Origin of the sequence: Pseudomonas shahriarae (assembly GCF_014268455.2) — a bacterium.
Lineage (GTDB): Bacteria > Pseudomonadota > Gammaproteobacteria > Pseudomonadales > Pseudomonadaceae > Aquipseudomonas > Aquipseudomonas shahriarae.
On the sequence record NZ_CP077085.1, the window covers coordinates 1620162 to 1642322 of the forward strand.

The window sequence follows — 22161 nt, forward strand, 5'->3', positions numbered from 1 at the left end:
TATTACTCCCCTTTGCCAGCGGCGGCGGCAGGAGCAGTACCGGCAGGCTTGGCGTTGGTGGCTTCCTTCGCGTCAACCGTGATGCCCGGCTTGATGAACTGCAAGCCTTCGGTGATCACACGGTCACCGGCATTCAGGCCCTTTTCCACCAGCCAGTAGGCGCCAGCGGTACGGTTGGCCACCAGCACGCGCTGTTCGACCTTGTTGTCGGCGGTCACGACCAGCGCAGTCGGGATGCCCCGGATGTCGCGGGTCACGCCTTGTTGTGGGGCGAGGATCGCCTTGCTGTTCACGCCTGCCTGCAATTGGGCGTGGACAAACATGCCCGGCAACAGGGTGTGATCAGGGTTGGGGAACACGGCGCGCAGGGTTACCGAACCGGTGGTCTGGTCGACCGACACTTCAGAGAATTCCAGCTTGCCCTGTTGCGCGTACTCGCTGCCGTCTTCCAGGGTCAGCTTGACCATGGCCGCGTTTTCACCGGATTTCTGCAGTTGGCCGCTTTCCAGGTCGCGACGCAGCTTCAACATCTCGGCGGAGGATTGCGTGACGTCGACGTAGATCGGGTCCAGTTGCTGGATCACGGCCATGGCATCGGCCTGGCCATTGCTGACCAGCGCGCCTTCGGTGACCGAGGAACGCCCGATACGCCCGGAGATCGGGGCGAACACCTTGGTGTAGCGCACGTTGATCTGGGCGGTCTGCAGGTTGGCTTCGGAAGTCATGCGGTTGGATACGGCGGTGTCGTATTCCTGGCGGCTGACGGCCTGCTCGTTGACCAGTTGTTTGTAGCGGTCGGCAATCGACTTGGTCTGTTGCAGGTTGGCCTGGGCGCTTTTCAGGGTCGCCTCATACACCGACGGGTCGATCTGATAGAGCTGCTGGCCTTCCTTGACGTCGCCGCCTTCCTTGAACAGACGCTTGAGAATGATGCCATTGACCTGCGGGCGGACTTCCGCGATGCGGAACGCAGTGGTGCGGCCCGGCAATTCGGAGGTCAGGGTATAGGCTTGAGGTTGAATAGTGACCACGCCGACCTGAGGGGTTTGAGCGGGCGGAGCCGCTTCTTCCTTTTTACATCCGCTGAGCAGCGATGCCAGGGCGACGGCAGTGACCAGAGCGGTAACAGCTGGCTTAAGTTGCATGAAGATCCTCGGGTCAGGCGCGCTCGATGCGCACAAGAAGTGTGGAAGGGTAAAAAACAGGCAGTGAGTAGATAAGTAGCTTGCTAGGCAATATACTTACGTTCATGGTTGTTTGTAAACTCTTGACAGGCTTCGCGGATTCCTTGCAAGGCAGCGCTGAAAGCCTCGATTCTATTACGTTCGGCGCCCTTGACGGTGTCGTCCCATAATTATTCAGAAGGTGGTTATCAACCACCGCTCGTGTCCTGATTGAGGTGTTACTGCCATGGTTCGTCGTACCAAAGAGGAAGCTCAGGAAACGCGCAGCCAGATTCTTGAAGCTGCCGAGCAAGCCTTTTATGAGCGTGGCGTTGCGCGTACTACGCTGGCGGATATCGCGGCGCGGGCGGGCGTGACGCGAGGCGCGATCTATTGGCACTTCAGCAACAAGTCGGACCTGCTGCAGGCGCTGCTGGACACGCTGCACGAGCCCCTGGACGAATTGGCCAGGGCCAGTGAAAGCGAGGATGAGGTAGATCCGCTGGGCTGCATGCGCAAGCTGCTGATCCATCTTTTTCATCAGGTGGCCCTGGACCCGAAAACCCGGCGCATTAATGAGATCTTGTTCCATAAGTGCGAATTTACCGATGAAATGTGTGACATGCGCCGTCAGCGCCAGACCCACAGCCTTGAGTGCAACCTGCGCATTGGCCTGACACTGCGCAATGCAGTCCACCGCGGGCAACTTCCGGAAAACCTCGACACCGCTCGCGGGGCGGTGTGCATTCATGCCTACATCAACGGGCTTATTGGCCAATGGCTACTGGTGCCAGACAGCTTTGAGCTGTATCAGCAGGCCGAGCGCCTGGTGGATATCGGGCTGGACATGCTGCGCTTGAGTCCCAGCCTGCACAATTGATACAAAATGCGTAATTGCGTTCGTTGGTGTCAACAGTAAAGCCTAAGGATGATCAATCGTCCTTCCGACTTATTTGTGGGGTGACGTTATATACGCGCTGGCCCCAGGTTGAAAGGTAGCCGGCTAAGTATTTTGTAGCGATATTGTTTCATTGCTGTGAAGGATTGTTACCGAACCTGTGGGAGCGGGCGCGGTGTTTTCAAGATCCAATAAAAAGCCCCGGCTCTTGCGAGCCGGGGCTTTTGCATTGTTGCGGGTCAGAGCGCCAGGGTCGGGTAGTCGATATAGCCGACCGGGCCTGGGCTGTAGAAGGTTTGCGGGTTCGCTTCGTTTAATGATGCATCGGCCTTGAGACGGGCCGGCAGGTCCGGGTTGGCGATAAACGGCACGCCAAACGCCACCGCATCGGCCTTGCCCGAGGCCAGCCAGGCATTGGCGCTGTCCTTGGTGAAGCGTTCGTTGGCAATGTACGGACCGCCGAACGCGGCTTTCAATTGCGGGCCCAGGCTGTCGCCGGCTTCTTTCTCGCGGGCGCAGATAAAGGCGATGCCACGCTTGCCCAGTTCACGGGCGACGTAGGTGAAGGTTTCTGCCAGGTTGGCATCGCCCATGTCATGCAGGTCGGCCCGTGGCGACAGATGCATCCCCACGCGGCCGGCGCCCCAGACTTCGATCACCGCGTCAGTCACTTCCAGCAACAGTCGCGCGCGGTTTTCCAGGGAACCGCCGTATTCGTCGGTGCGCTGGTTGGTGCTGCTTTGCAGGAACTGGTCGAGCAGGTAGCCATTGGCGCCGTGCACTTCCACCCCGTCAAAACCGGCAGCCTTGGCGTTCTCGGCACCCACGCGATAGGCATCGACGATATCGGCGATTTCTGCGGTTTCCAGGGCTCGTGGGGTTGGGTAGTCGGCCAGCGGGCGCACCAGGCTGACGTGGCCGGCGGGCTGGATGGCGCTCGGGGCTACCGGGCTCTCGCCGTTCAGGTAAGACGGGTGGGAGATCCGCCCCACGTGCCACAGTTGCAGGAAGATCTTGCCGCCGGCGCCGTGCACGGCCTTGGTGATGTTGGTCCAGCCGCGCACCTGGTCGTTGGACCAGATGCCTGGAGTGTTCGGGTAGCCCACGCCCATCGGCGTCACCGAAGTGGCTTCGCTGAGGATCAGGCCGGCAGACGCCCGCTGCACGTAGTATTCAGCCATCAGCGCATTGGGCACGCGACCGGCGTCGGCACGGCAGCGGGTCAGCGGTGCCATGATGATGCGGTTCGACAGCTGCACATCACCCAGTTTGATCGGATCGAAAATAGTCGTCATCGCAAATACTCGTCTGTTCTAAGTGATTAATGGGTAGCAGGGGCCAGGTCAGCATCGGCGCTCTGGCGGAAGGTGATCAGCGTGACCACCAGCGCCAGGATCGCCAGGGCCGCAGCCGCCAGCGGCACGCTGGTCAGGCCGAAACCGTGGGCAATCACACTGCCGCCGACCCAGGCGCCCAGGGCGTTGCCGATATTGAAAGCGCCGATATTGAGGGTCGACACCAGGTTGGGCGCGGCCTTGCCGAAGGTCACCACGTTGATCTGCAGTGCCGGTACGGCGGCAAACGACGCGGTGGCCCAGAGGAACAGGGTGATTTCGGTGGGGATGATGGCGACGCTGGTCCAGGTCAATGCGGTGGATACCACGGCCATGCTGATAAACACGCCGATCAGGGTCGCCGCCAGGCGTTTGTCCGCCAGTTTGCCGCCGATGATATTGCCCACGGTCAGGCCCAGGCCGATCAGCAGCAGGGTCCAGGTCACGCCTTTGGGCGAGACGCCGGTGACATCACCGAGCAGCGGCGCGACGTAGGTGAAGAGGGTGAACATCGACGCGGCAAACAGCGCGGTCATGCTCAGCGACAACCAGATCCCGGCACCCTTGAGGGCCGCCAGTTCGGCGCGCATATCGAGTTTCTCTTCATCACGCTTGGCCGGCAGGAAGCGGATCAGGCCGATCAGCGCGATCACACCAATCACCGTCACCGCCCAGAAGGTCGAGCGCCAGCCGGCTTCCTGGCCCAGCGCGGTGCCCAGGGGCACGCCGAGCACGTTGGCCAGGGTCAGGCCGGTGAACATCAGGGCCACGGCTGATGCGCGTTTGTTGGCTGGCACCAGGTTGGCGGCCACCACCGAGCCGATCCCAAAGAAGGCACCGTGGCACAACGCGGTGACTACCCGGGCAAACATCAACACGTTGTAGTCACTGGCCAGGGCGCAAAGCAGATTGCCGACGATGAAAATGCCCATCAACGCTACCAGGGCAGCCTTGCGTGGCAGTTTGGCGGTGGCCAGTGCCATGAAGGGTGCACCAATGGCCACGCCCAGGGCGTAGCCAGTCACCAGCCAGCCGGCGCCAGGAATCGACACACCAAGGTCGGCCGCCACATCGGGCAACAGGCCCATGATGACGAATTCGGTGGTGCCGATGGCGAAGGCGCTTAAGGCCAGTATGAGGAGCGAGAGAGGCATGCGGGATCCTTTACAGCGGTGGGCTGAGTTCTTCGGTGATGGCTTGGATAAACGCTTGGATGACGTCTTCATTGCGGCGGAAAAAGTGCCACTGCCCGGCTTTCTGGCTACTGATCAGGCCTGCCCGTTGCAGGGTTGCCAGGTGCGCCGACACGGTGGACTGCGACAGGCCGCAGCGTTGGTCGATCTGCCCGGCGCAGATGCCGTACTCGTGGTTGTGGACTTGTTCGGGGAACTGCACTTTCGGGTCTTTCAGCCAGTTGAGAATGTCTCGCCGTACTGGGTGTGCCAGGGCTTTTATTATTTCGTCGAGGTCAATGGACATGGCAGGGCTCGGTGTGGGTAAAACGTTATATCGCGATGAGGCGAACTTTAAATCGCTATATCCCGATATACCAATACGATTTTGATCTTGTTACTTAATAAATCGGTATATCGGGTTATAACGATACGTTGGCAGCAGTGCTAAACTGCGCGCCATGAATTATCTCGCACATCTGCACCTCGGCGGCCAACTTCCTGCACAACTGCTGGGCAGCCTCTATGGCGATTTCGTCAAAGGCCGCCTGCAGGGCCAGTACAGCCCGCAAATCGAGGCGGCGATCCAGCTGCATCGCTCCATCGACCGTTTCACCGACAGCCACCCATTGGTCGGGCAGGCGTTGTCACGGTTTACCCTGACTCGGCGTCGTTATGCGGGGATCGTCCTCGACGTGTTCTTCGACCATTGCCTGGCGCGGGATTGGGCGTTGTATGCCGATCAGCCACTGGAGCGCTTTACCTCCCAGGTGTACCAGGTGCTGGCGGCCGAACCGCAATTGCCGGGGCGCCTGGCGCAGATTGCACCGTCTATGGCGACGGATGACTGGCTGGGCTCCTACCGCGAGTTTGCGGTGATGGAGCATGTGCTGCGGGGGATTTCCCGGCGCCTGAGCCAACCCCGGGAACTGGACCAGGCGATGCAGGAGTTGCGAGTTCTGTATGAGCCGTTGAGCGAGGATTTCCGGGTGTTCTATCCCCAGTTGCAGGCGTTCTCGAATAGCCACTTGGTAATACAAACCTGAATGTGGGAGCAAGCCCCCACATTGGGTACTGCGTTTGCTTCAGGCCGCATACGCCGGCCGAACCGGCACTGGCTGGTTTTGTGGCACCGGCCCGAACAAGGCCTTCTGCACCGCCTGCTGCGCCTGATACGCCAGCGCCGCACGTTCCTGGCCGGCGCAGGCAATGGGTTTGAGCAGATGAATCTCAACGTCGCCCTGATCATTGGCAAACAAACGCATCAGGTGCGAGAGCAAATCATCGTCACCAATAAACGGTGCGAGCGGATCAATCTGTCCCTCGCGCAAATAACGGATCGCCACCGGTTGCAGCGCCACCTCGGCATCAATCGCGCTGGCCAGTAGCCGGCCATGGAAGGTGCGCAGGCTGCGGCCATCGGTGGTGGTGCCTTCGGGGAACATCAGCAGCGGGTGTTTTTGCTCGAGATGACGAGTCATCTGTTTGCGAATCAACTGACTATCCCCCGAGCCACGGCGGATAAACAGGCTGCCCGCCTTGGCGGCCAACCAACCGGCCACTGGCCAGGTGCGCACTTCGGCCTTGGACAGGAATGACAGCGGCGCCACCATCCCCAGCAGCGGGATGTCGGTCCAGGACACATGGTTGCTGACCCACAGCATCGGCTGTTGCGGCAGCTCACCGTGCACCGTCACGCGAAAGGGCAGGGCATTGCTCAGGCGCGCCATGAAAAACCGCGACCAGCGCTGGCGCCGCACCATGGAGTTGGCGATTCCCAGGCGCTCGAACACACCAAACACGCCGGCCATGCTCAAGCCCAGGGCCACCACCAGCAGCACGCGGGCGATCCGCCCGTAGACCCGCAGGCGGCCCATCACATGGCCGCCTTGAAGTGGCGGGCATACCGCGGGCACAACTCGTCGCGTTTGAGCAGGATGAACACGTCGGCCACCTGGAAGTCCTCGTCCCAGCACGGCTCGCCGCAGATCTTCGCGCCCAGGCGCATGTAGGCCTTGAGCAGCGGCGGCATTTCGGCGATGACGTTGGACGGCAAGTCCAGGCTCGGCAGGGGTTTTTTCGGTTCGGCGCGCAGGTGTTCGTTGCACAGGTAGCGTTCGCGCAGGCGCTGCATGATCGCGTGGGCCTGGATGCCGCCGTCGTGCATCGGGATGCTCGCGCAGCCCATCAGGTAGCTGTAGCCGCCCTGGTTGAGCACCTCGGCCAACTCGCCCCATAGCACCGCGATGGTGCCGCCGTTACGGTAGGCCGGGTCGACACAGGTACGGCCGATCTCCAGGATCGGCCCCTGCAAATGCAGGAGGCCGTGGAGGCTGAACTCTTCTTCGCTGTAGAACCGGCCCAGGGTGCTGGCCGCCTGGTGATCCAGCAGGCGGGTGGTGGCCACCAGGCGCCCGGTGTTCAAGTCCCGTACGCCAATGTGGCTGCAGTGAACATCATAGTCATCCATGTCCAGGCCCAGCTCCGCGCCTTTCAGCTTGGCATTGAACTCGCCGCTGAAAACGCTGAAACGCAGGGCCTGAGCTTCCTGCAACGCCTGGGCGCCGATCAGGCGTTCGGCTTGCAGGCGGCGTTCATTGCCGGTGTCACTGATGCGGGCGATCTGAGTCATGGCGAGTCTCCAGGTGCCGGCCAGGGTTGCGGCCAGTCGACTTTGTTGTGCAAAGTCAGGCTATGTACCCCCGGTGTCATCTCCATGAATCTACGGTGACGCTTAGATGACAGCCCCCAAGGAGCCTTTCATGCCCTGGCACGCGTTGCTCGACCGACCTGCCCGACTGCCCGTCCACGCCAACCTGGCCGAGGGCTACAGCGTTTTATTGCAACGCCTGGGGCCGCTCACACCCTTTGAGTTGGCAACCCAGGGCGCCCGCCTGATGGCCACGCCCGGCCTGGCGTTCCTGGTGGGTTATCAAGCAGCATTGCGCGCGTTATGGCCCAGCGCGCCCCACAGCCTGGGCGCCCTGTGTGCGACCGAACAGCGCAGCCTGCGCCCGCTGGACATGCAAACGCGCCTGGACGACCTGCGCCTGAGCGGACGCAAGGATTTCGTCACCGCCGGCGATGCCGCCGACTGGCTGTTGATCGCCGCCCGCTGCGAGGCCCCCGGCGAAAAGCCGCGCCTGACCCTGGCCGTGGTGCTGGCCGGCGAGCCCGGCGTGCGTGTGGAGCCCTTGCCGGCGATCCCCTTGATGCCCGATATCAGCCATGGTCGCGTCCACCTCGACCACGCCGCCTGCGAGCGCTTGCCGGGGGATGGCTGGGACGATTACGTCAAACCCTTCCGCACCCTGGAGGACACCTATGTACTCAGCGCGATGACCGCCTGGCTGCATGGCATCGGCCAGGAATGCGACTGGCCCCAGGCCCTGCGTTTGCAGTTGTTGGCATTGCTGGCCGGCTGTGCCGAGGTTGTTCGCCAACCCAGCGCGTCGGCGGCGGGGCATGTGTTGTTGGGGGGATTGTTTGTGCAGTTCGAGGGGCTGAAGGCGCAGGTCAATCAGGCGATGGGGGCGGGACCGTGGGCCGCGATGTGGCAGCGCGACCAAGCCGTGCTGGACCTCGCCGCCAGCGCCCGGGCCAAACGCTTGGAAAAAGCCCTGAACCCAGCCCCTCGCTGACTGTGGGATGAGCTTGTGTGGGAGCGGGCTTGCCCGCGATAGCAGGGGGGGCAGGCAATACAGGCGGTGACTGATATACCGCCATCGGGGCATAGGTATCTACACACTCTCTTCTGGGTATGTGTACATATCCGTTTTTGCGGTAACGGCGGCTATTGGTTCCGCTCTTACAGCGGGTCACTTTTGGAAAAGAGCCCCAAAAGTAACCAAAAGGGCTCCTGCCCCACCACTCGGCACCTCGCCTAGGCTCGGTGTGCCCGTCATCCGACATTGATTTGGGGGGCCGCCGCGATGGGCCATCCATGGCCCAGCGCGGCTAACCCGGCGTCCTGCCGGGTTACCCCCAAATCAATATCGGATGACGGCCAGCGTGGTTTAACGGGGCGCCTAAGATCAAAATCACAAGCAAAGCGAGTCGGCCTGACAGCCGACCTGATCGTCGAGATGTACGCATATACCTGTGGGAGCTGGCTTGCCTGCGAAGGCGGTGTATCAGCCAATACATTTATCGACTGATACACCGCCATCGCAGGCAAGCCAGCTCCCACAGGGGGGAATGCAGCTTCGCGCCCCGGCTTTGCTGTTGCTCTGCTTTTGATCTGGCTTTTGATCTTGATCTTGGGCGCCCCGTTAAACCACGATGGCCGCAGGCAGGTATTGCGCAGTGGGCACCCCGGCATGGATGCCGGGGTAGCCGCGACACGGCCAGGGATGGCCGATCGCGGCGGGCCCACGGAGCAATGCCTGACTGCGGGCATGCCGAGCCTAGGCGAGGCACCGAGGGGTGGGGCAAGAGCGTTTTGCTTACTTTGGCGCTTCTCCAAAGTGAGCCGCTGTAAGAGCGGAACCAATAGCCGCCGTAACCGCAAAAACGGATATGTACACCACCCCAAGAACCACGAAAGAGTTGTGTAGATACCTATGGCCATCGCGGGCAAGCCCGTTCCCACAGGCGCTATGTGGTGGTTCCCAGGCCTGTCGCCAAACCGTCATTTATCTGCATTAGGCTCGCGGGCTTGAATGCCCCCGAGTGCTTGTCCATGGTCAAAGGCCTGCTGTCCGTCGCCTTGCTGCTGTTCACCGCTACCGCACATGCCCAGACCTGGCCGACGAAGGATTGGTCCCAGGGCCCGCAGTTGGCCGGTCCCGCCGTCAAGGCGCTGGAGGACTATGCCTTCCCGGCGCGCAATGACATCACCCGCGAAGGCATCCGCACCGACGCGCTGCTGGTGATCCGCGATGGCGCAGTCATTTATGAGCGCTATGCAGCACCGACCACCGCCACCACCCCGCACCTGACCTGGTCCATCAGCAAAAGCCTGATGGCCACCGTGCTGGGCGTGGCGTACGGCGAAAACCGCTTCAAACTGAGCGACCCGGCCGCACGCTTTTATCCGCCGATGAAGCAGCACCCGACCATTACCCTGGGGCACCTGCTCAATTGGGCCTCGGGCCTGGACTGGCAGGAAGACTACGAATACGCGCCGCTGAAATCCTCGGTGGTGGCCATGCTCTACACCCGTGGCCGCGCTGATATGGCGGAGTTTGCCGCTGATACCAGCCCCTTCGCCGTACCTGGCCAGGCATTCCGCTACTCCAGCGGTGACAGCAATCTATTGTCTGCTGCCCTCAAGGGCATGCTTGGCCATAAGGCTTATGTCGATTACCCGTGGACCGCGCTGTTCACGCCCTTGGGCATTCGCAGTGCCAGCTGGGAAAGCGACGCCAATGAAACCTTTGTCGCCTCATCCTATGCCTATATGACTGCCCGCGATCTGGCACGGATTGGCTTGTTGATGGCGCGGGACGGGCGTTGGGGCGAGCGGCAATTGCTGCCCAAGGCCTGGGTCGATTTCAATCGCCAGCCCCTGGCGCAATACATCGCGGGCCAGGACGAGGCGGTGCCCGGCGGCCACTGGTGGCTCAACCGCCACGTGCAGGGCGCTGCCCGGCCCTGGCCGGATGCGCCCGACGATGCCTTCGCGGCCCTGGGGCACTGGGGCCAGGCGTTGTATGTGTTGCCCGAGGCACAGCTGGTGATCGTGCGCTACGGCGATGACCGCGATGGCAGCTATCGCCACAACGAACTGCTCAAGCGCGTGCTCGCGGCGGTGCAACCATGATCCGTCGTCGCCCGTTTATCAGCCTGTTTCTCCTGCTGTTGCTCGCCTTGCTGGGGTGGATCTGGCACGAGCGCGTCAACCTGCAAGCCTTCCCCGACATCATCGCGGCGTATACGGCCAAGGAGTATTGCTCGTGTCGGTATGTGGCGGGCAATCCTGCTGACTATTGCCTGGGGTATGTGAAGCAATACGTTCCCACCAGCGCCTTTGCCGATCATCCGCAAACGCGCCTGGTCACCGCCAGCGGCCTGGGCCGCAGCCACAGCGCCCAATGGCTGGGTGAACGCCAGGGTTGCCGCCTGCTGCCCTGAGGTTCCACAGGGTGGAACCACCTTTGATTGTCCTCGCACGCCCATCGCGGTTATCTGTGGCGGTGCCACAAAAAAGAACGGGAACACCCGCCTGCGAGGAGAGTCACCATGCGCCCACACCAGCACATCCTGGATTGGCTGAGCGATGTCGCCAGCGACCTGCACGCCGTGCGCCAGGACATCCACGCCCACCCTGAACTGGGGTTTGAAGAAAACCGCACCTCGGCCCTGGTCGCCCAATCCCTGAAGGACTGGGGCTTCGAGGTCCATACCGGCATCGGCCACACCGGCGTGGTCGGCGTGCTGCGCAATGGCAGCAGCCCACGCACCCTGGGGATCCGGGCCGATATGGATGCCTTGCCGATTATCGAAAACACCGGCGTCGCCTACAGCAGCCAGCACGCCGGCTGCATGCATGCCTGCGGTCACGACGGTCACACCGCCATGCTGCTGGGCGCCGCGCGCTACCTGGCGGCGACGCGTCAGTTCGACGGTACCCTCAACCTGATTTTCCAGCCGGCCGAAGAAGGCCAGGGCGGCGCCGAAGCGATGCTCGCCGATGGCTTGCTGGAGCGCTTCCCCTGCGACGCGCTGTTCGGCATGCACAATATGCCCGGCCTGCCCGCCGGCCACCTGGGCTTGCGGACCGGGCCGATGATGGCTTCCCAGGACCTGCTCACCGTGACCCTCGAAGGCGTCGGCGGCCACGGTTCCATGCCGCACCTGACCGTGGACCCGCTGGTGGCCGCCGCCAGTACGGTGATGGCTTTGCAGACGGTGGTCGCGCGCAATATCAATGCCCAGGAAGCTGCGGTAGTCACGGTCGGCGCCCTGCAAGCGGGGCAGGCCGCCAACGTGATTCCTCAGCAGGCCATCCTGCGCCTGAGCCTGCGTGCCCTCAATGCGCCGGTACGCGAGCAGATGCTGGAGCGGGTCAAGGCAATCATCCAGACCCAGGCCGCCAGCTTTGGCTGTACCGCACAGATCGAACACCGCCCGGCCTACCCGGTGCTGGTCAACCATGTCGACGAAACCGAGTTCGCCCGCCAGGTCGGCATTGCCTTGCTCGGTGAAGCGGCGGTCGACGCCAATACGCCCAAGTTGATGGGCAGTGAAGACTTCGCCTGGATGCTCCAACGCTGCCCCGGCAGCTACCTGTTTATCGGCAACGGCGTGTCGCGGCCGATGGTCCACAACCCGGCCTATGACTTCAACGACGAGATCCTGCTGACCGGCGCCGCCTATTGGGGCGCCCTGGCCGAGAGCTGGCTCAAGCCGGCCTGACCACCTGCCTTTTTCCTGCCGCTGGACCTTTCCTCAACAGGTTGAATGGAGTGTTCTCATGCAGACTTCAATAAAAGGTGTGTCCCGCACCCGGCAAGTGGTAGCGGCGGTGGTCGGCAACGCGCTGGAGTGGTACGACTTCATCGTCTATGGCTTTCTGGCCAGCATCATCGCCCGGCAGTTCTTCCCCTCGGACGATGAGTACGCATCGCTGCTGATGGCCCTGGCCACCTTCGGCGTGGGCTTCTTTATGCGCCCGGTGGGCGGCATCCTGCTCGGCATGTACGCCGACCGCAAAGGCCGCAAGGCCGCCATGCAGTTGATTATCCGCTTGATGACCGTGTCCATCGCACTGATCGTGTTTGCGCCCAACTACGCCGCCATCGGCATGGGCGCACCGCTGCTGATCGTAGTGGCGCGGATGCTCCAGGGCTTTGCTACCGGCGGCGAATATGCCAGCGCCACGGCGTTCCTGGTGGAAAGCGCACCGGCTCATCGCAAAGGCCTTTACGGCTCCTGGCAATTGGTCGGGCAGTGCCTGGCGGTGTTTGGCGGCGCGGCGATGGTGGCATTGGTCACTCACTTCTTTTCCCCGCAGACCCTCGACCTGTGGGGCTGGCGCCTGCCGTTTGTATTCGGCTTGCTGATTGGCCCGGTGGGCTTGTGGATTCGTCGGCACATGGAAGACCCCGAGGAGTTTATCGAAGCGCGCAAACAGGCCACCGGCCCGGCGCCGAGCCTGATGACAGTGCTGCGTGAGCATCGGCGCAGCATCCTGGTGAGCATGGGCCTGGCGTGCGGTGCGACGGTGTCGTTTTACGTGGTGCTGGTGAATATGCCGACCTTCGCCCACAAGAACCTCGGCCTGCCCCTGGACCAGGTATTGATGGTGCAGATGTTTGCCGTGGCGCTGATGACCGTGGTCATCCCCTTGTCCGGCCTGCTCTCGGATCGCCTGGGCCGGCGACCGGTGTTGATGGGCTTTACCCTGGCGTTCTTTGTGATGGTTTACCCGCTGTATGTGTGGGTCGCGGCGGCGCCGTCCATCGAGCGTTTATTGGTGATGCAAGTGATGCTGTGCACCGCCATCGGCGGCTTCTTCGGCCCGGCGCCGACCGCCCTGGCCGAGCAGTTTCCCATCGAGGTGCGTTCCACCGGTGTGTCGGTGGCCTATAACGTAGCGGTGATGGTGTTCGGCGGTTTTGCCCCGCTGATCGTCACCTGGTTGAGCAAAGAGTTGGGCACACCGGTGGCCCCGGCGTTTTATGTGCTGTTCGCTTGCGTCCTGACGCTGCTGGGCACTTACTGCATGCATGAAGCGCCGAGGGCTGCAGCGCCGGCGCGCTTTGCCAAGGGGGTGAAACCTTGAACATCGTTGAACTGGATGCGCTCGAGCTGTCCCGGGCGATCCATGCACGGCAGGTGTCCTGCCACGAAGTGATGCAGGCCTATCTGGCGCAGATCGCGCGCTTCAACCCCTCGGTCAATGCCCTGGTGTCGTTGCGCGACGAAGCCGATGTGCTGGCCGAAGCCCGTGCCTGTGACCTTGAGCTGGACCAGGGCCGCTCCCGTGGCTGGATGCACGGCATGCCCCAGGCCATCAAGGATCTGGCGGCGACCCAGGGCCTGCGCACCACCCTGGGCTCGCCCCTGTTCGCCGAGCAGATTCCCAGTGAAGACGCGATCGTCGTGGCGCGGGTGCGTGCCAGTGGCGCGATTATCATCGGCAAGAGCAACGTGCCGGAGTTCGGCCTGGGTTCGCAGACCTACAACAGCGTATTCGGCACCACCGGCAATGCCTATGACCCGACCTTGGTCGCGGGCGGCAGCAGCGGCGGGGCGGCGGTGGCCCTGGCGCTGCGCATGCTACCGGTGGCCGATGGCAGCGACATGATGGGTTCGCTGCGCAACCCGGCGGCGTTCAACAACGTGTTCGGCCTGCGTCCTTCCCAGGGCCGCGTACCCCATGGCCCGGCGCCGGAGGTGTTTGTCCAGCAACTGGCCACCGAAGGCCCGATGGGGCGCAGTGTGGCTGACGTGGCGCGGCTGTTGAGCGTCCAGGCCGGTTATGACCCGCGGGTGCCGTTGTCGCTCAAAGACGATCCCGGCGTGTTCGGCACATCGTTGGCCCGTGATTTCAACGGCGCACGCCTGGGTTGGCTGGGGGACTACAACGGCTATCTGCCGATGGACGACGGCGTGCTGGGCCTGTGTGAGTCAGCCCTCGGCGATTTCGGCGCGCTGGGGTGCGAGGTAGAAAGCTGCCAGCCGGACTTTTCCATGGCGCGCCTGTGGCAAACCTGGCTGGTCCATCGCCATTGGCTGGTGCAGGGCACGCTGGGGGCGGCCTATGCCGCCCCCCATAAACGTGCGCTGCTCAAGCCTGAAGCGCAGTGGGAAGTCGAGGGCGGCCTGGGCCTGAACGCGGCGGATGTGTATCAGGCGTCGCTGGCGCGCAGCGACTGGTATCGCGCCTTGGCCAGGTTGTTCGAACGTTACGATTTTCTGCTGCTGCCCAGCGCACAAGTGTTCCCTTTCGATGCACAACAGCCCTGGCCACGCGTCGTCGGGGGGCAAACCATGGACACTTATCATCGCTGGATGGAGGTGGTGATCGGCCCCACATTGGCCGGCCTGCCGAGCATGAGTGTGCCGGTGGGCTTCAACCACCGTGGCTTGCCCATGGGCTTGCAGATCATTGGCCCGGCCCAGGCGGATCGCGCCGTGCTGCAACTGGCGTATGCCCATGAACAACTGACACGCTGGGTGCAGCGTCGCCCTCCGCAATGCTTGCGGGCGAACGCCTGAGCTGGCAGCGGCCTGTATCTTGCTGTGAAATTCGATCATCCATCAGCAACCGGGAGATCAGCCATGGGCAGCAACGCCGACACAGGTACTGTGCGCTCAGTGGAGCGGGCACTGGCCATCATCGAGTTGCTCGGTGAGCACCAGGCCCTGGGGCTTGAGGAGCTGCATTACCTGACGCGCCTGCCCAAGGCCACGGTGTCGCGCATGCTGCTGACCTTGCAGGAGCAGGGCTGGATCTATCGCGGCCTGAGCGACCGGCGTTATCGCATCAGTGCCCAGCGTTTGTTTGGCGATACCCAGCAACGGTTCAAGCGCCGCCTGGTGGAGTGCGCGGCGCCCTGGCTGCTGGAACTCAGCGAACGCACCGGGCTGGTGGCGGATTTGTCGAACTTTGACGGCGAACGCCTGGAAGTCATGGAGAGCGCGATCCCCACGGTGCTGCGCAAGCTGTACCCGAACAACTGCCAGATCGTCGGCCAGCATGCCAGTTTGTTCCACTCGGCCATGGGCAAGGCGTGCCTGGCCGAGTTGGCTTCTGATGAAGTAGAGCGCCTGGCCAGCCGCGAACATGTGCCGGCCGACGACCAGTACCGCGCCTGTGAGCAATCCCAGCACCAGGGGTTTGGCCAGCGTACCGAGGGGTACTGGGAGTACCCGGTGCGCTTGCCGTTCCTGATCCGCGCGGTGGCCCTGCCGGTGCGGGCCAATGGCCGGTTGGTGGGGAGCATGGCGTTGCACTGGCCGATGCACCAGGCGCCGGTGGAGCGGGTGTTGAGTTTGCATCTGGCCAGCCTGGAGGCGACTGTGCGCGGGGTGCAGCATGCGTTGGGCTGAGGGGGATATACATTGCTGTCTCCCTTACATTGCGTGCAGCAAGCCGGCCAGTTAATGTTCAGGCAGGTTTTTCTCCGCGCGAGTGTTTAATGTTCAACACATCCCTCCTCAAACCCCTGGCTCTCTTGCTGCTGGCCACTGCCACCCTGCGCGCACAGGCCGCCTGGTACCTGGATAACGAATCCTCACGGCTGTCGTTCGTCACCACCAAGAACACCGATGTTTCCGAAGTCCAGCGCTTCCTGGTGCTGCATGGCAAGGTCGACGAGAAAGGTGCCGCGCAGTTGGAAGTCGAGTTGGAGTCGATTAACAGTGGCATCCCGCTGCGTGACGAGCGCATGCGTAACGACCTGTTCCAGATCAAGACCCACCCTGATGCGCTGATCAACGCGCAAATCAATCTGCAGCCGATCAACGACCTGGCCACCGGCGCGCAACTGGAGTTGCGTCTGCCGCTGTCCGTCACCCTGCACGGCAAGACCCAGACCTACAACGCCGAACTGCTGGCCACGCGCCTGGATGACCGGCGTTTCCAGGTGGTGACCCTGGAGCCGCTGGTGCTGCACGCCAAGGATTTTGATTTGCTCACCGGTGTCGAGACCCTGCGCAAGGCTGCGGGCCTGGACGCGATCAGCCTGTCGGTGCCGGTAGGTGCGGTGCTGATTTTCACGGCGCGCTGACATGAGCGGCGCGGTGTTCCCCTGGCGCAGCGCCAACCGCTATGAATTGCTGATCGACGGCCCGAATTTTTTCCCGCAGATGCTCGTGGCGATTGCCCGTGCCGAGCACCAGGTGGAGCTTGAGCTGTATCTGGTGGAGGCGGGCGCCTGCGCCGAGGCGATGGTCCAGGCCCTGGTGCAGGCGGCCGAGCGTGGGGTGCAGGTGCGTTGCCTGTTCGATGACTACGGCAGCCTGGCGTTTACCCTCAGCCTGCGGCGCCGCCTGATCGAGGCCGGGGTGCAACTGCGATTCTACAATCCGCTACGCTGGCGCCGCGGGATGCGTAACCTCTACCGCGACCATCGCAAGCTGCTGTTGGTCGACCAGACCATTGCTGTGGTGGGCGGTACCGGGGTCACCGACGAGTTCTGGACCCCTGGCCAGGACACCTGCGACTGGCACGAAGTGATGGTGCAGATCAGCGGCCCGCTGGTGCAGGACTGGCAGGCCCTGTTCGACAGGCAATGGCGGGTCAACGACCACCGCCGGGCCTGGAAGCCGGCCACGCATTTTGGTTTGCCGCGCCTGCCCAAGGTGCCCGCGACCGGGCCGGGCCTGGGACGAGTGGCGTATGCCGACGCCGGGCAACACCGGGACATTTTGCAATCGCTGATCCGCGCCTTGAACAACGGCCAGCACCGTATCTGGCTGGCCACGCCGTACTTCTTGCCCACTTGGGGCGTGCGTCGGGCCCTGCGCCGTGCGGCAGGGCGTGGTGTGGACGTGCGCCTGCTGCTGACCGGGCCGCGCACCGACCACCCCTCGGTGCGTTACGCCGGGCACCGCTACTACCCGCGCCTGCTCAAGTCGGGGGTGAAAATCTTTGAGTACCAGCCGTGTTTCCTGCACCTGAAGATGGTGCTGGTGGACGACTGGGTGAGCATTGGCTCGTGCAATTTCGATCACTGGAACCTGCGTTTCAACCTGGAAGCCAATCTGGAAGCATTGGACCCGGCGTTGACGCTGGCGGTGGCGGGCAGTTTCGAGCGCGACTTTGCCCAGAGCCAGGCGGTCAGCCTTGAGGCGTGGAAGGCCCGACCGTTGTGGCGGCGGGTGAAGCAGCGGGTGTGGGGGTGGATCGACCGGTTGGTGGTCAATCTGCTGGATCGAAGAGGGTAGGGAACACACCGCAATCAACTGTAGGAGCTGGCTTGCCTGCGATGCAGGCACCTCGGTCTATCAGTTACACCGAGGTGCTGCCATCGCAGGCAAGCCAGCTCCTACATTGACCGTGTTTACAGCTTCAAGTCAGAGCAGTTCAAAGCTCTGCTGCTGCACATCCTGGGAGTCCAGGCCGATCTGCACATTGAACTGGCCAGGTTCGGCGGCGAACTTGAGCTGGGTGTTGTAGAACTTCAAGTCATCCTCGGTAATGCTGAAGTGCACCACCTTCGATTCGCCGGCCTTGAGCAGGATCTTCTGGAAGTTCTTCAGCTCCTTGATCGGGCGGATCATCGAGCCAGCCACGTCCTGAATGTACAACTGCACCACGGTTTCACCGTCAACCTTGCCGGTGTTTTTCAGGGTGACGCTGGCGTCGAGCTTGCCGGTCTTGTTCAGGGTGGTGGACGACAGCGCCATGTCCGACAGGCTGAAACTGGTGTAGCTCAGGCCATAACCGAACGGGTACAGGGGGCCTGTGGTGTCGTCGAAGTACTGTGAGGTGTAGTTGCCCGGTTTGCCCGGGGTGAACGGCCGGCCAATGGTCAGGTGGTTGTAGTAGGTCGGAATCTGCCCCACGGAGCGTGGGAAGGTGATCGGCAGCTTGCCCGACGGGTTGTAGTCACCAAACAGTACGTCGGCAATCGCGTTGCCGCCTTCGGTGCCGGCGAACCAGGTTTCCAGGATCGCGTCGGCTTGCTGGTGCTCTTCGAGGATCGACAGTGGTCGGCCGTTCATCAACACCAGCACCAGCGGCTTGCCCGTGGCTTTCAGGGCCTTGATCAGGTCGCGCTGGCTTTGCGGGATGTTCAGGTCGGTACGGCTCGATGATTCGTGGGACATGCCACGGGATTCACCCACGGCGGCTACCACCACATCGGCGTTTTTCGCGGCCTTGACCGCTTCGTCAATCAGCACCTGGGCCGAGCGCGGGTCATCCACCACTTCCGGGGCATCGAAGTTGAGGAAGTTCAGGTAGTCCACCACCGCCTTGTCGCTGGTGATGTTGGCGCCACGGGCGTAGATCAGCTTGCCCTTTTCGCCGATCACCGCGTTCATGCCGTCCAGCAGGGTTACCGATTGCGCGGGCTTACCGGCGGCGGCCCAACTGCCCATCATGTCGATGGGGGCCTTGGCCAGCGGGCCGACCAGGGCGATGGTCGCGGATTTCTTCAGCGGCAGGGTGTCGTTCTGGTTTTTCAGCAACACCAGGCTGCGCCGCGCGATATCGCGCGCTTCGCTGCGGTGCAGGCGGCTTTCGGCATAGGTGTCGGCCGGATCATCCTCGGCCTTGCCGATACGCAGGTACGGGTCGGCAAACAGGCCCATGTCGTACTTGGCACCGAGCACTTCACGTACGGCGTTGTCGATATCGCTCTGCTCGATCTCGCCGGACTTCAGCAGCCCTGGCAATTCCTTGCCGTAGAGCTGGTCGTTCATGCTCATGTCGATGCCGGCCTTGATCGCCAGCTTGGCCGCTTCGCGACCATCCTTGGCCACGCCGTGCTTGATCAGCTCGAAGATCGCGCCGTGGTCGCTCACCGTCAGGCCCTTGAAGCCCCACTCCTTGCGCAGCAGGTCGTTCATCAGCCAGGTGTTGGCGGTAGCAGGCACGCCGTTGATCGAGTTCAGCGCCACCATCACGCCGCCAGCGCCGGCCTTGATGGCGGCGTGGTAGGGCGGCAGGTAGTCCTGGTACATCTTGACCGGGCTCATGTCGACCACGTTGTAGTCGCGACCGCCTTCCACTGCGCCGTACAGGGCGAAGTGCTTGACGCTGGCCATGATGCTGTCGGCCTGGGCCGGGCTCGGGCCCTGGAAGGCCTTGACCATCACTTCGCTGATGCGCGACACCAGGTAGGTGTCTTCGCCAAAACCTTCGGAGGTCCGACCCCAGCGCGCGTCGCGGGAAATATCGACCATCGGCGCGAAGGTGATGTCGAGGCTGTCGGCGGCGGCTTCCTTGGCGGCAATGCGCCCGGAGCGGCCGATGGCGTCCATGTCCCAGCTCGAGGCCAGGGCCAGGCTGATCGGGAAAATGGTGCGGTGGCCGTGGATCACGTCATAGGCGAAGAACATCGGGATCTTCAAGCGGCTGCGCATGGCCGCGTCCTGCATCGGACGGTTTTCCGGGCGGGTGATGGAGTTGAACGTGCCACCAATACGCCCGGCGGCGATTTCCTTGCGGATCATCTCGCGGGGCATTTCCGGGCCGATGCTGATCAGGCGCAACTGGCCGATCTTTTCATCCAGGGTCATCTGCCGGAGCAGGTCGCTGACGAACGCGTCCTTGTCTTTAAGCGCAGCGGGCTTGGTCTCGGCAACGACGGAGTGACTGGCCAGAGTGGCAACAAGGCCCAGCAAACACAGCTTTTTCATGAATATCCTTTTTCGGCGTACTGCGCAGCGTTCAGGTAAAACACTGCTCGGCCAAAATGTGGGGAGCGACTATTGTTGTTCGGGTGTTGTGTGGATAAATACCGCACACTTCTCAGCTCTTTATGAACTATCCATAAAGAAGGGCATCTTTTAGCTGATTGGCTCGCTGTAATCCAGTAGTGGCGGATTATGCCCCAAGCGCGTGATGTATAGGGTCAGTCGTCAAATTCCATAAGGTTGGTCAGGAGACACACCATGCAAGCAGCACAGACTATTCGATGGGGCTGGAAAGCCGCCGCCCTGCTACTGATCAGCAGCGTGCTGAGCGGTTGCGGCATCAACAAGATCCCGACCCTGGACGAACAGGTCAAGGCGGCCTGGGCCCAGGTGCAGAACCAGTATCAGCGGCGTGCCGACCTGATCCCCAACCTGGTGGAAGTGGTCAAGGGCTATGCGGCCCATGAGCAGGACACCCTCACCGCCGTGATCGAAGCGCGGGCCAAGGCCACCTCGATCCAGGTCGATGCCAGCACCCTCGACAACCCGGAAAAACTCAAGCAGTTCCAGCAGGCCCAGGAAGGCCTGAGCGGAGCCCTCAGCCGCCTGATGGTGGTGTCCGAGCGCTATCCGGACCTCAAGGCCAACCAGAACTTCCTGGCCCTGCAATCCCAGCTTGAAGGCACCGAAAACCGCATCAGCGTGGCCCGTCGTGACTTTATCGCCGCGGTGCAGGCCTTCAACACCGAGATCCGTACCTTCCCTGGCCGCCTGTGGCACAGCGTGATGTACAGCGACTTGCCAGTACGCGCCAACTTCGAGGCCACCAGTGCCGATGCCGATAAAGCGCCGCAAGTGAAATTCTGATGACCCGGCGTGCTTGGTGGCTGGCGGCGCTGCTGCTGGCCTTTAGCCTGACTGCCCAGGCGGCCCCGGACTTTCCGGCGCTGACCGGGCGGGTGGTCGACAACGCGCAGATGATTGACCCGGCGGTGCGCACGCAACTGAACCAGCAATTGCAGGCGCTGGAGCAAACCCGTGGCGACCAGATAGTGGTCGTCACGGTGCCCGACCTGCAAGGCCTGCCCATTGAAGACTTCGGTTATCAACTGGGCCGGCACTGGGGCATCGGCCAGAAGGGCAAGGACAACGGCGCGCTGTTGATCGTGGCCCGGGACGAGCGTCAGTTGCGCATCGAAGTGGGCTACGGCCTGGAAGGCGTGCTCACCGATGCGCAGTCGTGGGTGATCATCAACCAGGTGATCGGGCCCAAGTTCAAGGCGGGCAATTTCACCCAGGGCATCAGCGACGGCGTGGCCGCCATGATCCAGGTGGTTGGCGGTGAGCCGTTGGCCGTGCCGGCCCATGTGGCGGATCCCAATTTCGCCAAGGACAACCCGGTGTTTTCCATCGGCCTGTTCATCCTGTTGCTGGTGGTACTGTGGCTGTGCAACCGCATGGGGCTGCCGGTGGGCGCCATCCTGCTGGCGATTCTCAGCAGCAGCGGGCGTGGCGGTGGCGGTGGTGGAGGCGGCGGTTTCCGGGGCGGCGGCGGTGGTTTCGGCGGCGGCGGGGCTTCGGGTGGCTGGTAATGACAATAACTAAAGAGCATCTACAACCATGGCTTTACTGACAGAACACGAGCAGCGCCAGGTGGCCGAAGCGATTGCCAGGGTCGAGCAACAGACCGATGCCGAACTGGTGACCGTACTCGCCGCCCGCGCCGACGACTACGCCTATATCCCGTTGTTGTGGGCCAGTGTGGTGGCGTTGGTGGTGCCGGGGATCGTGCATTACCTGTCGGGCTGGCTGACCATGCACACCTTGTTGCTGGCGCAATGGGCGACCTTCATTGTGCTGTGCCTGGTGTTCCGCCTGCCGGCCATCACCACCCGCCTGATCCCGCGTTCGGTACGGCATTGGCGCGCGTCAAACCTGGCACGCCGGCAGTTCCTGGAGCAGAACCTGCACCACACCCTGGGTAGCACCGGGGTGTTGATTTTTGTCAGCGAGGCCGAGCGTTACGTGGAGATCCTGGTGGATGACGGCATTTCCAAACGGCTGGATGACAGCAGTTGGGATGCCATCGTCAAGACGTTTACCCAGCAGGTGAAACAGGGGCAGACGTTGAGCGGGTTTATCACGTGCATTGAGGCCTGTGGCGAACTGCTCAAGGTGCATGTGCCGCAGACGCACACGCGCAATGAACTGCCCAACCGCTTGGTCGTCCTGAAATAACCTGTGGGAGTTGGCTTGTGTGGGAGCTGGCTCCTACACAAGCGACATTTTGAATTGCGCTGACCGTTGGGCAAATAACTCCGTGCCCTGAGCCCCCA

At 62.6% G+C, this 22161-nt stretch carries 21 protein-coding genes; 14 read left to right on the forward strand and 7 right to left on the reverse strand.

The annotated features are described in order from the left end of the window. Positions 1 to 2 precede the first annotated feature (2 nt). Positions 3 to 1145: an efflux RND transporter periplasmic adaptor subunit gene (locus HU773_RS07200; RefSeq protein ID WP_057439798.1), complete on the reverse strand. Its 1143-nt coding sequence runs from the start codon at positions 1143 to 1145 to the stop codon at positions 3 to 5. A gap of 265 nt (positions 1146 to 1410) precedes the next feature. On the opposite strand from HU773_RS07200, the gene HU773_RS07205 reads away from it, so the two are divergent. Then, entirely contained in the window at positions 1411 to 2043 is a 633-nt protein-coding gene (locus tag HU773_RS07205) for a TetR family transcriptional regulator (protein WP_057439796.1), read from the forward strand. Between the two features lie 257 nt (positions 2044 to 2300). Here HU773_RS07205 and HU773_RS07210 read toward each other — a convergent pair whose 3' ends face one another. Genes HU773_RS07210 through HU773_RS07220 form a run of 3 tightly spaced genes read right to left on the reverse strand, consistent with a single transcriptional unit; the run spans position 2301 to position 4874 of the window. After that, positions 2301 to 3356, reverse strand: a complete 1056-nt coding sequence (locus tag HU773_RS07210) for an alkene reductase (protein ID WP_057439794.1) — start codon at positions 3354 to 3356, stop codon at positions 2301 to 2303. A 26-nt stretch (positions 3357 to 3382) separates the two neighbouring features. Beyond that, positions 3383 to 4549 (reverse strand): MFS transporter, encoded by a 1167-nt coding sequence (locus HU773_RS07215; RefSeq protein ID WP_057958749.1) that lies wholly within the window; start codon positions 4547 to 4549, stop codon positions 3383 to 3385. A gap of 10 nt (positions 4550 to 4559) precedes the next feature. Then, entirely contained in the window at positions 4560 to 4874 is a 315-nt protein-coding gene (locus tag HU773_RS07220) for an ArsR/SmtB family transcription factor (protein ID WP_029297039.1), read from the reverse strand. A 154-nt stretch (positions 4875 to 5028) separates the two neighbouring features. Between HU773_RS07220 and HU773_RS07225 the strand changes: the two genes are divergently transcribed. Then, positions 5029 to 5613: an acyl carrier protein phosphodiesterase gene (locus HU773_RS07225; protein ID WP_170059952.1), complete on the forward strand. Its 585-nt coding sequence runs from the start codon at positions 5029 to 5031 to the stop codon at positions 5611 to 5613. A 39-nt stretch (positions 5614 to 5652) separates the two neighbouring features. On the opposite strand, the gene HU773_RS07230 is transcribed toward HU773_RS07225, so the two are convergent. After that, positions 5653 to 6444 (reverse strand): lysophospholipid acyltransferase family protein, encoded by a 792-nt coding sequence (locus HU773_RS07230; protein WP_115127562.1) that lies wholly within the window; start codon positions 6442 to 6444, stop codon positions 5653 to 5655. Continuing rightward, a complete protein-coding gene (gene olsB, locus HU773_RS07235; protein ID WP_057439788.1) occupies positions 6444 to 7199 on the reverse strand; it encodes an L-ornithine N(alpha)-acyltransferase in 756 nt (251 codons plus the stop codon). Before olsB ends, HU773_RS07230 begins: the two co-directional genes overlap by 1 nt. A gap of 130 nt (positions 7200 to 7329) precedes the next feature. Here olsB and HU773_RS07240 point away from each other — a divergent pair, with 130 nt between their 5' ends. From HU773_RS07240 to HU773_RS07280, 9 genes are all read left to right on the forward strand, one after another. Next, positions 7330 to 8208 carry an acyl-CoA dehydrogenase middle domain-containing protein gene (locus HU773_RS07240; RefSeq protein ID WP_186626211.1) on the forward strand — a complete coding sequence of 293 codons (879 nt, stop codon included), beginning with the start codon at positions 7330 to 7332 and terminating at the stop codon, positions 8206 to 8208. A gap of 1040 nt (positions 8209 to 9248) precedes the next feature. Next, entirely contained in the window at positions 9249 to 10331 is a 1083-nt protein-coding gene (locus HU773_RS07245) for a serine hydrolase domain-containing protein (protein ID WP_186625224.1), read from the forward strand. Beyond that, positions 10328 to 10642 (forward strand): hypothetical protein, encoded by a 315-nt coding sequence (locus HU773_RS07250; protein WP_057439782.1) that lies wholly within the window; start codon positions 10328 to 10330, stop codon positions 10640 to 10642. Before HU773_RS07245 ends, HU773_RS07250 begins: the two co-directional genes overlap by 4 nt. A 108-nt stretch (positions 10643 to 10750) precedes the next feature. Continuing rightward, positions 10751 to 11926, forward strand: a complete 1176-nt coding sequence (locus tag HU773_RS07255; RefSeq protein WP_057958754.1) for a M20 aminoacylase family protein — start codon at positions 10751 to 10753, stop codon at positions 11924 to 11926. Positions 11927 to 11984: 58 nt separating this feature from the next. Continuing rightward, positions 11985 to 13295 (forward strand): citrate-proton symporter, encoded by a 1311-nt coding sequence (locus HU773_RS07260; RefSeq protein WP_057439778.1) that lies wholly within the window; start codon positions 11985 to 11987, stop codon positions 13293 to 13295. Continuing rightward, positions 13292 to 14734, forward strand: a complete 1443-nt coding sequence (locus tag HU773_RS07265) for an amidase (RefSeq protein WP_120732001.1) — start codon at positions 13292 to 13294, stop codon at positions 14732 to 14734. Before HU773_RS07260 ends, HU773_RS07265 begins: the two co-directional genes overlap by 4 nt. Positions 14735 to 14797: 63 nt before the next feature. Continuing rightward, the gene (locus HU773_RS07270; RefSeq protein ID WP_057439776.1) at positions 14798 to 15568 is read left to right on the forward strand and encodes an IclR family transcriptional regulator; all 771 of its coding nucleotides are present in this window, start codon (positions 14798 to 14800) and stop codon (positions 15566 to 15568) included. Positions 15569 to 15657: 89 nt separating this feature from the next. Then, positions 15658 to 16248, forward strand: coding sequence for a YceI family protein (locus HU773_RS07275; RefSeq protein WP_186625225.1), 591 nt, complete (start codon positions 15658 to 15660; stop codon positions 16246 to 16248). Between the two features lies 1 nt (position 16249). Then, entirely contained in the window at positions 16250 to 17407 is a 1158-nt protein-coding gene (locus HU773_RS07280) for a phospholipase D-like domain-containing protein (protein ID WP_057958757.1), read from the forward strand. 129 nt (positions 17408 to 17536) lie between these two features. Here HU773_RS07280 and bglX read toward each other — a convergent pair whose 3' ends face one another. Beyond that, positions 17537 to 19828 (reverse strand): beta-glucosidase BglX, encoded by a 2292-nt coding sequence (gene bglX / locus HU773_RS07285; RefSeq protein WP_057958758.1) that lies wholly within the window; start codon positions 19826 to 19828, stop codon positions 17537 to 17539. Positions 19829 to 20083: 255 nt separating this feature from the next. On the opposite strand from bglX, the gene HU773_RS07290 reads away from it, so the two are divergent. Genes HU773_RS07290 through HU773_RS07300 form a run of 3 tightly spaced genes read left to right on the forward strand, consistent with a single transcriptional unit; the run spans position 20084 to position 22063 of the window. Beyond that, positions 20084 to 20692 (forward strand): LemA family protein, encoded by a 609-nt coding sequence (locus HU773_RS07290; protein WP_029297013.1) that lies wholly within the window; start codon positions 20084 to 20086, stop codon positions 20690 to 20692. Continuing rightward, complete coding sequence (locus HU773_RS07295; protein WP_115127570.1) at positions 20692 to 21417, forward strand: TPM domain-containing protein; 726 nt, start codon at positions 20692 to 20694, stop codon at positions 21415 to 21417. The genes HU773_RS07290 and HU773_RS07295 overlap by 1 nt, the downstream gene beginning before the upstream one ends. 28 nt (positions 21418 to 21445) lie before the next feature. Continuing rightward, complete coding sequence (locus HU773_RS07300) at positions 21446 to 22063, forward strand: TPM domain-containing protein (protein WP_057439769.1); 618 nt, start codon at positions 21446 to 21448, stop codon at positions 22061 to 22063. The last annotated feature ends 98 nt before the right edge of the window (positions 22064 to 22161 follow it).